We start from the raw sequence: 12,769 nt of genomic DNA on the forward strand, positions 1-12,769 counted from the left end.
CCTGATTCCCTGTAATGATGGTTGTTGTATTTCGCTGTAATAATAAAACCGGCACAACGTAACCTTCTTACGTTGTGCCGGTTCAGCTAAACTTTCTCCCAACTACCCGTCATTCACTCCGCAAACTTCTCACAGGGTTCATTAGGGCGGCTTTCAGGCTTTGGAAAATGACCGTCAGGAACGCAATGGCCAGCGCCACGAACCCCGCCAGGGCAAACGACCACCACGGGAATGTGATGTGATAGGCGAACTCATCGAGCCAGCGCCCCATGGCCAGCCACGCAATGGGCGAAGCGATCAGGATCGACACGACCACCAGTTTCAGGAAATCTTTTGCCAACAGGGCCACGATACTCCCCACGGATGCGCCCAGCACCTTGCGAACGCCAATCTCTTTGATGCGTTGCTCGGCCGCGTAGGTCGCCAGTCCGAACAGGCCCAGGCTGGCAATGACAATCGTAGCCAGTGCCACCCAGATCAGCAGCGTTTCTCGGCGATGGTCTTCAGCGTAAAAGCGGGCCAGTTGTTCATCAAGAAAATGGTATTCGAGCAGGTGCGTCGGGTCGATACCGGCCAGAATATTCTTCATGCTGGCCAGCGTTGCAGGTACGTCCTTGCCTTCGATTCGGGCGGTGAAATAGTCGATGTTGTGCACCGGGTTATGCTCATACCCCAACACCATCGGCGCAATCTTTTCGCGCAGCGACTGAAAATGAAAGTCCTTCACGATCCCGACCACCCGGGCGTTGAAAGGGGTATTTGCCTCGTTGAGTGAGCGAAAACTGCCGCCCATGGCCCGGGCCGGAATAGATACCTGCTGCGCCGAGGCTTGGGTAATGCCCAACAGTTTAGCCGCCGTTTCGTTGAGGATCACCGACGACGAATCGCGCATACCCGTGAAGTTGCGGCCGTTGACCAGTTGCACCTCGAAGGTCTTCGTAAAATTCTCGTCGACGCCCAGCCAGTAGGCTACCTTCCCCTCGTCGGCGTTACCTTCCGTCTTGACCCGAACGGTTGGAATCGTTTTCCATTCGCCCGGCACCCGTGAGGTTGTCGACACCTGTTTGACCGTAGGAATACGGCTGAATTCCCGCTTAATCGTTTCGGCCCCGGCCCGCACCTTGCCACTGTTGATATCGACCACCAGCAGCAATTCCTTGGTAAAGCCCAACTGTTTGGTATTCATGAACTGAACTTGCTGGAAGAGCACAATGGTGGCAATGATCATCACCACCGAGATCGTGAACTGAAACACGACCAGCCCTTTCCGCAGCGACAGATCACCCCGATTCTGCAGCTTGAGGTTCTTCAGCAACAACAGCGGACTGAACCCTGACAGCAAAAAAGCCGGGTAACTCCCAGACACCAGCCCCGTAACAACCAGCGCCAGCAGGCTGTAGAGCCAGATGCGGTAGTCGGTGTGAAACCCAAGCGAGAGTTCTTTGTTGGTAAATTCATTGAACGCAGGCAACAGCAGGTTCACCAGCCCGATGGCCAGCAGAAACGAGATTGCGGTAACCACCAGCGACTCGGTCAGGAACTGATGAATGAGGTGGCTCTGAAACGCACCGCTAGCCTTGCGAACGCCGATTTCTTTCGACCGGTTAGACGCCCGGGCCGTGGCCAGATTCATGTAGTTGATGCAGGCAATAAGCAGCACAAACAAGGCCACGATGGCAAAGAGTTTGATATACAGCAGCACTCCCTGACCTGTCGCTTCTACGTTTCCGTTGCGGGCACCGTCCACAATGTGTTCGGAGAACAGGTGAATATCGGCCAGGGGTTGCAGCGTATACGATACCGACGTACCTGGCTCGTGGCGCATATTGGCGTTGAGCAACTGGGTGATTTTCGCCGCCGCTACGTCCGGGTTGGCTTTTTCTTTCAGCAGGAAAAACGTTTGAAACGTCTGCGAATCCCAATTGGCTATCCAGTCGGCGAACTCACTGTCGCTGCTGATGGTGGCTTCTGAAACGACCGCGTTGACGGTGAAACTCGAGTTGCGGGGGTGGTTTTTCAGAACAGCCGTAATTCTGAGCGGCTTATCCAATTCAAAATCAATCGTTTTACCAACCACCTGCGTGCTGTTGAAGAGGCACTGCGCCAGTTCTTCCACGATGATGATGGTGTTCGGCTCAGTCAACGCCGACTTGATGACCCCGTCAACGACCTCAAAATCAAACACCTCCAGCAAACCGGCGTTTCCGAAGGCAATGGTTTCCTGAAACGAATTCTTGTTTGCCGGATTCGAGATATTGGCCCGTCCCGTTCTGACAATGCGGGCGGAGTTCTCGATTTCGCCGATCCGTTTTTTCGCTTCTTCAGACACCTTGAAGCTCGACGCGGCAATGGTCAGGTCTTCGGCCGGTGTCTTTTTGTGCTGAATGGCCCGGTAGATCCGATCCGTTTTACGGTGTTGCCGATCAAACGTCAGTTCATCGAATACGTACAGCCCGATCAGCAGGAAGCACGTGATGCCAAACGAGAGACCCGCCACGTTGAGTGTCGTATAGAGCCTGTTCCGGCTTAGCGTCCGGAACGAGATGGTAAGGTAATTGCGGATCATATCGCTGAAGGTTGGATTGGGGTATTCCTGTGGTTCCCGTCTGATAAATCGGGGCCGCATATAGGCCGGCACATCCTGCCAGTATCGTCGTTTTGCTTTGACCACACCCAGCCGCTGGGTACGTCGGTAAAAGCGTTCGTGCATGTCGCCTAGCACCTCTTCGCGCAGGTGGGGCGCAACCAGCCAGCCGAGTAATTTCTCGGGCCAGCGGGGCGGTTGGGGACGCTGAGACGAAGAGCCGGGTTTGTTCGCTTTCATGGCCTTACTCAGCCCGCAGGGCTTTCACCGGGTCTGTCAATGCCGCCCTGATCGCCTGAAAACTGACCGTCACCAGTATGATCGCAACGGCCGACACCAATGTCAGCGCAAAAACACCCACGCCGATGGCGATGCGATAATTGTAGTCCTGCAACCATTTTTCCATGGCATACCAGCCCAGCGGTGCCCCAATGACAAAAGCGACCAGCAGCAATTGAATAAATTCTTTGGTCAACAGCTGCACAATACTGCTCACCGACGCGCCCAGCACTTTCCTGACGCCGATCTCTTTAGTCCGCTGCTGCGCCGTGTAGGCCGCCAGCCCGAACAGGCCGAGGCAGGAAATAAAGATGGTCAGGACGGTGAACAGACTGGTCAATGAGCCGGTCTGCTGTTCTTCGGCAAACTTGGCCTTATACGATTCGTCGGCGAAGGTGTAGGCAAAGGGGTAAGCCGGGTTGTAGGTCCTGAAGATCGCTTCGATAGTTGCCAGATTCCGGGCTGTGGTGTTGGCGGGATTCAGCCGGATACTCAGCCACGACAGCGGCATTGACCCACCCGGTCCACCCACGATAACCGGGTTGATCGGGTCATAGGGCGAAGCAAAGATGAAGTCCTTCACCACGCCCACCACCTGCCAGTCGCGGCTATCAAAATGGACCAGGGTGCCCAGTGGCTCTTTAAGGTGCATCGTTTTCACCGCCGTTTCGTTGAGCAGTACCGCCGTTGAATCAGTCGGATAGCTGCGAACGTCGATGTCACGCCCGGCGAGCAGTCGGGTGCCGGTGGTCTTCGCGAAGTTGGCATCGGCCGCAAACCGGTCGAATTCGATGTCTTTCTCCGCTTTGGTACTACCCGGCCACGACAACCCCCACTGGCGGGAATTGAGGTTGGTAATGGCCCCCAGCGATTTGCTGACCGACACCGCCGCACCGCTCTGGATCAACTCCTGCTGCAACGAGCCATACTGCGTAGCTACTTCGTCTGGTAGGCAAGTGAACAACAGGTTGTTCTGGTCGTAGCCACTCTCCCGGCTCTGGGCATAATTGATCTGCTGCCTGATCACCACCGTGGCAATGATGAGCACGATGGCAACCGTGAATTGCGTCACCACCAGCCCCTTCCGCAGCGAGAACACCGTGTTTGCCGACCGTACGCCGCTTTTGACAACGGTGGCCGGTTGGAAACTAGCCAGGAAAAAAGCTGGGTACGTGCCAGCCAGCAGGCCCGTGAAGACGACAAAGCCAAGCGCACCCGCCCAGAATTGAACGGAGGCAACATCCAGCGAGAGTTGCTTACCCGTGAGAGTGTTGAACGTGGGAATGCAAAGAACAACGATCAGCAAGGCCACCAGGCCTGACACAAAAGCGAACAACACCGATTCGCTGATGAACTGAAACACCAGCGCCGATTTCTGGGCACCAGCCACCTTTCTGATGCCAACTTCTTTAGCGCGTTTTTCGCTCCGGGCCGTGCTCAGGTTGATGAAATTAACGGCGGCGATCAGCAGGATAAGCGCCGCAATAACCCCGAACAGTTGCACCGTAACGATCCGCCCGCCAACCAGCTGTCCGTTCTCCTGTTTCGAATACAGATGCCAGCGGCTGGCCGGGTGCAGAAAAATCTGCCGGTGCGACACATCGTCTATCACGCCGTTGAGGTGTTCGGCCGTGACGCGCTTTATCTTGGCAGTAACCGCCGCCGGATCGGCCTGATCCCTGAGCAGCACAAAGGTATACTGGTTATTCGACACCCACCCGTCAGAGTCCCCGCCGGATGTTGTGAAATACGTCCAGGGCAACACGAACGAGAGCTGGCTGAACTGCGTGTTGTTGGGCAGATCGGCCAGTACGCCTGTTACCTGGAAAGCATCTTTAGTATCGAGCCGAACGGTTTTCCCCAAAGCATCGGCGGTGCCGAATAGCTTCTCGGCCAGCGATTTGGCGATCACAATGCCGTTATTGCCAGCCAGTGCCGCTTCCCTATTACCGGCGATGAACGGCAGATCGAACAGAGTCAGAAAGGCAGGGTCGGCAAAGGCACCGTCGCTCGTTAGCTTCGTATCGTTAGCGGTTAGCAGAAACGTGTTTGGGTGGTAGCGGGCGGCGGCCTCAATGTCGGGGTAGTTCTGCTTCAGCTCAGGAGCCAGCGGCCGTGGCGTAGTGCCCCACACCTGCGCCACGCCGTTGAACGAATCCTGATTATAGACCTGATAAAGCCGGTCTGTTTTCGGAAAGAAACGGTCGAATTGCAGCTCGCTCTGAATCCACAGGAAAATAAGCGTAGACGACGCCATGCCGACCGCCAGCCCGGAGATGTTGATGACGCTGTACCCTTTGGCGCGCACCAGGCTCCGCCAGGCAATTTTGAAATAGTTCTGTATGATGTCCATAACGGATGGATTAGCGTATTCCTGGGATTGTTCTCGTCTGATGAATCTGGGTCGTAGGTACGTTACTGCATCACGCCAGTAACGCCGTTTTGCGCGGACCAGCCCCAGCCGCTGGGTACGTCGGCAAAAGCGTTCGTGCATATCGCCCAGCACCTCTTCGCGCAGGTGGGGCGCTACCAGCCAGCCGAGTAATTTCTCGGGCCAGCGGGGCGGGCCGACGCCCTTAGGTTTGTCAGGTCGTGGTAATGGGTCAGCGTGCATGGCGGATCGGGGTTAATTCCATTCCAGCTTCATCTGCGGTACAATACGGTCCCACAGATTATTCCGCACAGCGCGCACCTCGCTCAACACCCGACCGCCCAGAGCCGTTACGGTAAACAGCCGCTTCCGACGACCACCGCGTTCGGGCGTCGCCTCGCCTAGTTCAGACCGGAGGTAGCCTTTCTGTTCGAGCCGTTGCAGGGCCGCATGAACCGCGCCGGTACTCACGGTCTGCCCCGTTTCCTGCTCAAGCGCCTCGGCAATCACTACCGAATAGGCCTTGGGAACCAGAACGGCCACGGCCAGTAAGACCACCTCTTCAAATTCACCTAAATCACTTCGTCGCATAGAGTTCAACTACCAGGATTGATATCATCTATTTCAGTATGTCAAATGCCTTGCCAACTGCGCAAATAGGCCCTGGTAAGCTTTAAAGGGCACTTTTGCAGTTTACTGCTGTCCAGAAACGGACAATTTCGGTGCGATCCGGACAGCCGTTCACGAAAAAAGCACTGCTCTTAAGGCAGTGCTTTTTCACTCATACATAAACAAGCTTATTCGCTCCGCAGGCTCTTTACGGGGTCGCTTAGGGCGGCTTTGATGCTCTGGAAGCTGATGGTGAACAGGGCAATAACCAGCGACAACGTACCCGCCAAGGCAAACATCCACCAGCGTATCTCGATCCGGTAGGCGAAATCCTGGAGCCATAGGTTCATGGCCCACCAGGCTACCGGCACCGCAATGACGATGGCGATAATGACAAGTTGAATAAAGTCTTTGGCCAGCAGTTGAATGACGCTGCCTACGCTGGCCCCGAGCACTTTACGCACGCCAATTTCGCGGGTACGTACCTGTGCCGTGAAGGCCGCCAGCCCAAACAGACCGAGGCACGAGATCAGAATGGCGATCGAGGCGAAGATGGTGAACAGCAGTCCGGTGCGTTGCTCCGACTTATAGAGGTTGTTGAACACCTCGTCCAGAAACGAGTACTCAAACGTGTAATCGCCGTTGTATTGTTTCCAGGCGCGTTCAACCGTGGCAATGGCCTGGGCGGCGTCTTTACCGGTAGTTTTAACGTACATGGACCCCGCGTCTTTGTTATTGTAATAGAAGACGGCGGGTTCGATCTTTTGCCGCATCGACGCAAAATGGAAGTCTTTCACCACACCGATGATGGTGCCGTCGTGCTTCCACAACCGGAACCGCTTCCCGATCGGGTTCTTGATGCGGGCGGCTTTTACAGCGGTTTCGTTCAGGATAAAATGCAGTGAATCGGCCACGGCACCCGTGAAGTTGGCTCCCTGTTCCAGCTTCATGTTGAAGAACGGAATGAAGTCCTTGTCGATCGCCATGGGCCGCATCATCATGGTTTCGCCTGCCTGTTTGCCATCCCAGGCATTATCACCCGTCTGCATGCCATTGTCAACGATGTTGGCGTTCGACCGTGTAACGCCCGCTACCCCCGGCTGACTGAGTAAATCGGCTTTCAGGACATCGTACTGCTTCGTCATGTCGCGCATGAAGAAAGCGAACACGTGCGTTTTGTCGTAGCCCAGTTCTTTCGAGCGGATGTATTGCAGTTGGTTACTAATGATGAACGTACCTGCGATCAGCATCACCGACACCGCAAACTGAACCACCACCAGCGCCTTCCGGAACGACGCCTCACTCAGCCGGTTCGACACTTTTCCTTTCAGCGCTTTCAACGGCTCGAACGAAGACAGCAACACCGCCGGGTAAATGCTCGACGCCACCAGGGTGCCGGCAATCGTGAGGCCAATCACCAGCCAGATCTGGTAACTGGTAACATCCAGCACCAGCGCCTTGCCCGACAGTTGATTGTATAGGGGTAGTAGGCCCGCCATCAGCCCGAGGCCCAACACCGTAGCCAGTGCAAACAGCAGGGCGGTTTCGACCAGGAACTGCGTGAACAACTGCGACCGGGCGGCGCCCACGATCTTACGCATACTCACTTCCTTCGAGCGAAGCATCGAGCGGGCCGTCGACAGGTTTACGTAGTTGATGCAGGCAATAACTAGAATGAGCAGGGCCACAATGGCGAACATCCGGATGGTTTCGATGCCGCCTTCCGAACCGTCGGCGCGGTAGAGGTGCATGCTGGGTAGCGGCTGCAACAGGTAGGTCAGGTCGGTATCGTCGGGTTTGTTGCGGAGGTGAATGGTCCGCAGCTTATCGGTTACGCTGGCAATCGACGCGCTCTGGGGGATGAGCAGGTACGTGTCGTACATGAACTGCGAGAAATCGGAATCTGCGGTTTTGCCGCCCGGCTTACTGGCGTACATATCGGTGAAGAGCAGCGATATGGGCAGAAACAGATCGCCGGTGATCGACGAGTTTTTGGGCAGATCGCGAATAACGCCGCTGACCGTAAACGACACCTTACCATTGGCTGTCAACACCTTACCAATCGGATTCGCGTCGCCGAAATACCGTTTAGCCGTGGTCTCCGTCAACACCACCGAGTTGTTGTCTGGAAACGGTTTCGCGGGATTGCCCTGAATCAGGTTGAAATCGAAGACCGAGAAAAAGGTCGGGTCGGTGAAGAACGAATGTTCTTCGGTGAAGACCTTGTCCTGATGCTTCAGCAGCGTGTAGGCGTAGTTACGCGCCAGCCGAACGGCGTCTTTCACTTCGGGCACCTCACGTTTGGCAAAGCCGGCAATGGGTGCTACCGTCGTTGTCCAGATTTGTCGGCTGCTGCCGGTTCCCGCCCAGTTTTCGAGTCGGTAGATGGACGTAGCCTGCTTATGAAAACGGTCGAAACTCAGCTCATCCTGCACCCATAGCAGAATCAGGATACCAACCGACAGGCCAACCGTTAAGCCTGTAATGTTGATCAGCGAGTAGAATGTGTTCTTGAACAGGTTCCGCCAGGCGGTTCTGATGTAGTTGCGTAGCATAGTCGGCTAAAAAATAATCCGGTTAGCCTAAGCGGTGCCGGAGGTGAATGAGTAATACGGGTTACGGTCTATTCGGATCGGAGTGATTTGACGGGATTCGTCAGGGCGGCTTTGATGCTCTGGAAGCTGACCGTCAGCAGGGCGATGGTCACAGCCAACGTACCTGCGAGGGCGAACATCCACCATTCGATATCGATTTTGTAGGAAAAGCCCTGCAGCCAGCGGTGCATGGCGTACCAGGCTAGTGGCGAGGCAATCACGATCGCGAGTAGCACCAGCAATAGGAAATCACTGGCCAGCAGCGCAACCACACTTGCTACCGATGCGCCCAACACCTTGCGCACGCCAATTTCTTTTGTGCGCTGCTCGGCAGTGAACGTAGCCAGTCCGAATAGACCCAGGCAGGAAATAAAGATAGCCAACAGCGCAAAGTAGGTAGCCAACTGACTAACGACCTGTTCACTGCGATACAGCTTCTCGAATTCGAGGTCAGAGAACTGGTAGGTAAACGGAAATTTCGGGTTCATCTCCCGGCAGATTCTCTCCAGACCAGCCAGTGCTTCTTTTGTCTTGCCCGCTTCGGTACGCACAACGATGGTGCCCCAGTTCAGTTGGTCATCCAGCCGGAGCACCAGCGGCTCAATGGCCTGATGCATAGACGTAAAGTGAAAATCGGCCAGAACCCCAACGATTTTCCCCTGGTGTGAACCCCAGGTCAACGGCTGACCGATGGGCTGCTTGTACCCGATCTTGGCCAGCGCCGTTTCGTTGATAATGAAACCAGCCGTATCGGTGCTGAAGTCTTTCGAGAAGTCGCGCCCTTCTTTTACCGTCAGTTTCAGCGTTTTGGTGAAGTCGTAGCCAACTACGCCGTTGGCAAACGAAATGCGCAAGTTTGGGTCTTTCCCCGCCCAATATATGTCGCCCGTATGGTGGCCAATCATCGTGGGTGTTTCGCGCATCTGAGAGACTGCCCGAATTCCCGGCAGGTTACCTGCTTCGGATTTAAATAGCGCGTAATTTTTAATCAGATCGCCCTCAATGGGGATGTAAACCAGGTTTTCGCGCTCGTAGCCCAGATTCTTCGACTGAATGTAGCCGGTCTGACGGTACATGATAATCATGCCCAGGATCAGCACCATCGACAGCACAAACTGAAACACCACCAGCCCTTTCCGGAATGTGGTGGCGCCACTGCTAAACTGCAAGCGACCTTTCAGCACTCGAATGGGTCTCAGCGACGACAGAAAAATGGCCGGGTAACTGCCCGCCACCAGCCCGGTCATTGCCAGCAACCCCAGAATGATCACCCAAAACAGCGGTTGGCCAACGGGCAAGGCCAGCTGCTTTCCGGTGACGTCGTTGAAGGCGGGCAAGAGTAGTGTCACCAGCAGAACGGCAATGCCCGTGGCGAAGAGGGTAAGCAGCAGCGCCTCGCCCACAAACTGCCCGATCAGCGCCGACCGCACCGCCCCGATCACCTTCCGGATGCCAATTTCCTTCGCCCGTTTGGTTGAGCGGGCAGTAGCCAGGTTCATGAAATTGATACAGGCAATGAGCAGAATAAATACGGCCACAATGCTGAACAGCCGTACGTACTCAATGCGCCCCCCGTCGAGCTGCCCATTGGTGAAGTGGCTATTCAGGTACGTGTCAGGGTACGGCTGCAGGGCCAATTCCACCCTGTACCCCTCTATCCGCTGTTGATACCGGTAAATGAAATCCTTTATTTTAGCTTCCACCCTGGCCGGGTCAGCCGCCGGTCGCAGTTGCACGAGCGTAAATGGATTGGTGTTTCCCCAGTTATTGACCCATTTATTGTCGGCCACATAGGCTTTCCAGGTTCTCAGAAAATCGAACTGTTTCGACGAATTGGCGGGCAGGTTCTCGAAGACGGCTGTTACCAGCAAATCGTCCTTGTTCTCGTAGCGAATCGATTGACCAATGGCTTTCTCCGGGCTGCCAAAAAACTGATCGGCCATTTTGCGGGAAATAGCCACGCCAATGGGCGAATCCAGCGCAGTTTTGGGCGTTCCCTGCAACAGCGGATAACTGAACATCTGAAAGAAATCGGCCCCGGCAAACGTACCCGTGGCTTTACCTACCTCGTCGCCTACCTGAAACGTACTGACAATCGGTTGCTCCAGACTGCTGGCATATTCCACGTCGGGAATGACCCGCTTGAGCTCGTCGGCCAGTAGGCCCTGGGTGAAGTAGCTGGCTTCGATCTTGCCATCGAAATACTGGCGTTCGTAAACCTGATACAGGTTCTTGCCATTGGCATGAAACGCATCGACGCTCCGTTCGTCCCGAATCCACAGCCCGATCAGCAGGCTACAGGCGATGCCCAATGCCAGCCCCGAGATGTTGATGAGCGAGAAGGTCTTGTTCCGAATTAGATTTCGCCAGGCGACAGTGACATAATTCCGTATCATAACTGGGTTGAGAAGAAAGCGTAGTGGTAATCTGCTCTTTTCTGGTCAAACGCCTTGCCAGACTCTCCAAAGCTCACCCAGCGCTCCGTAAGGCAGTTTTTCGAGCTATTGCCCGCCTTCATTTGTCCACTACCGGACATCATCCGTACGGGGACGGACTAAAAAAACAGCGCCTGTCGTCCGCTCCCCCGGTACGTACCTGAGCTGATCTTCTGGTCCACCCGAGCTACTCATCCCATTAAAATTTGGCAGCGCAGCGTCAGTAAAATAAGTCGCTTTTCAACATGCCGCAGGTACGTTACCCAGCTTACCTCCAAACCGCTAAGCGGTTGGTCATGGTCGTTTCACAGGTCGCTTTTTCCGTTTGACTGAACTACCCGCTGGGCTGTTGGCAGGGGGTCATCAATTTTGGGACTAGTAAACGACAACTACGATGCGCCACTCAATCTGTCTCCTGCTGCTTACTGGGCTACTGGCCTGTAATGCGCCTGTCCACGATGACATTGCCCCCACTCCTGTCCCGGATGAGCCGCCAACCGGTTCGTCGGCACCGGGCTTCGGTAGGTCCGACAAACGTCCGGAAGGCACGCCGTTCACGTTTCCGGCCGGCATCACCCTAGTGAGTAAACCGCAGTTTGATGAGGATTGCCGGTACGATGCCAGGAAAAGTAAGCAGGTTAAAGGGTCGGGCAATGACGTAGCCTTGTGCGTGTCGTTCAGCAACAGTACCAACGCACCCATTCGGGTTGAACTGCCGCCGGGTCTGATCTGGGTAGCCGAAAAGAGCGAGGTATCCCGGGACGTCTCGCAAAACGGCATCCTCGTTAAGACTGTGACGATACTGGTCCCTGCGCATACGGTTCAAACCACCTGGCTTGTGGCATATTGCATCAACTTCGATCGGAGCAGTACCCGACCCGGCGACACGTTCGAGGCCCAGCCAATTCTGAGCAACCACCCCGGTATAAAGGCGTTGGCCCAACAAATGACCACCAAAAAAATCAACGAAGAAGACTACGCCAGGGAGCCAACTTATGCTGAGCGGCAACAACTGGACTTTGTTGGGGCTGCGGTTGTCGATATACAGGTATACGGCAAGGTGCAGCCCAGCACGCAGGTTTATCTCGACCAGTTGCCCAACACCTGAGGTACACGCCGGGCAATAGCCTGTCGGAACTCCCTTCAGCTGCCTGACGACCCCTCCACGTCCGGTTCGATCGACCTGCGCATTCCGGCACCTGTTCTGGCCTTCCTGCCCCCCCACCTTTACGCTCGTAAACTCAGTAAACACACAACAAATACCATGAAATCTATTCTTCTTTTTTTCACCCTCGCGCTCATCAGCGTGAATTGCACCACCCAGAACGCCGATGTCCTGCCCGGCGGCAGCAGCGGCAACGTACCCACCGAACTGACAGGGAAATGGCTGAAAGGCGCTTTCTCGATGGTCAATTTCTTTACCTACGATGGTCAGGATCTGGGACGCGGCTACGAAAGCTCACGCGCGCTGAACATCACCAAAGACGGTCAGGCCGAGCTGTATCTGTATTTTCACACCTTCGACGGCTATTGCCATTCCCACGCGTTTACGTATATCAAAGGCAAGGCAACAGTCGATGGCGACATGCTGACCATTACAGGTACGTCGGGGCGGTACCGCGGGGCCTACAGTGGGGCTTGTGGCAGCCGGAGCGGTTTCGACCGGGCCATGACAAGCGCCGAAGTACAGCAGCAGGTCATCAAACTCTACTGGCATGTGGAAACCCGCGACGGACAGAAGTACCTGGTCACTAAGTTTGACCGTAGTGCCGATGACAGCGGCAGCGATTTCTTCAAGCCATCGAGCTGGTAGTCCATTTCCTGCTCCGCTGTAGAAGGGTCTGGAGCAACACGTAACCAGCCTAACAGCCCCCGTCCATAGTTCGGCTGGCACGTT

At 55.3% G+C, this 12,769-nt stretch carries 7 protein-coding genes; 2 read left to right on the forward strand and 5 right to left on the reverse strand.

The window, feature by feature from the left end:
* Positions 1-109 precede the first annotated feature (109 nt).
* The 5 genes from F7231_RS05645 to F7231_RS05665 form a co-directional block, all read right to left on the reverse strand.
* The gene (locus tag F7231_RS05645; protein WP_166691237.1) at positions 110-2,824 is read right to left on the reverse strand and encodes an FtsX-like permease family protein; all 2,715 of its coding nucleotides are present in this window, start codon (positions 2,822-2,824) and stop codon (positions 110-112) included.
* A gap of 4 nt (positions 2,825-2,828) precedes the next feature.
* Positions 2,829-5,477, reverse strand: a complete 2,649-nt coding sequence (locus F7231_RS05650; protein WP_229369674.1) for an ABC transporter permease — start codon at positions 5,475-5,477, stop codon at positions 2,829-2,831.
* Positions 5,478-5,489: 12 nt separating this feature from the next.
* Positions 5,490-5,825 (reverse strand): PadR family transcriptional regulator, encoded by a 336-nt coding sequence (locus tag F7231_RS05655; protein WP_166691238.1) that lies wholly within the window; start codon positions 5,823-5,825, stop codon positions 5,490-5,492.
* Positions 5,826-6,031: 206 nt separating this feature from the next.
* Positions 6,032-8,398 carry an ABC transporter permease gene (locus F7231_RS05660; protein ID WP_166691239.1) on the reverse strand — a complete coding sequence of 789 codons (2,367 nt, stop codon included), beginning with the start codon at positions 8,396-8,398 and terminating at the stop codon, positions 6,032-6,034.
* A 68-nt stretch (positions 8,399-8,466) separates the two neighbouring features.
* Positions 8,467-10,833, reverse strand: a complete 2,367-nt coding sequence (locus tag F7231_RS05665; RefSeq protein WP_166691240.1) for an ABC transporter permease — start codon at positions 10,831-10,833, stop codon at positions 8,467-8,469.
* A gap of 433 nt (positions 10,834-11,266) precedes the next feature.
* Here F7231_RS05665 and F7231_RS05670 point away from each other — a divergent pair, with 433 nt between their 5' ends.
* Together F7231_RS05670 and F7231_RS05675 are read left to right on the forward strand one after the other, a co-directional pair.
* Positions 11,267-11,980 (forward strand): hypothetical protein, encoded by a 714-nt coding sequence (locus F7231_RS05670; protein WP_166691241.1) that lies wholly within the window; start codon positions 11,267-11,269, stop codon positions 11,978-11,980.
* A 156-nt stretch (positions 11,981-12,136) separates the two neighbouring features.
* Positions 12,137-12,685: a hypothetical protein gene (locus F7231_RS05675; protein ID WP_166691242.1), complete on the forward strand. Its 549-nt coding sequence runs from the start codon at positions 12,137-12,139 to the stop codon at positions 12,683-12,685.
* Positions 12,686-12,769: the final 84 nt, after the last annotated feature.

It is taken from the genome of Fibrivirga algicola (assembly GCF_011742925.1).
Taxonomy (GTDB): domain Bacteria; phylum Bacteroidota; class Bacteroidia; order Cytophagales; family Spirosomataceae; genus Fibrella; species Fibrella algicola.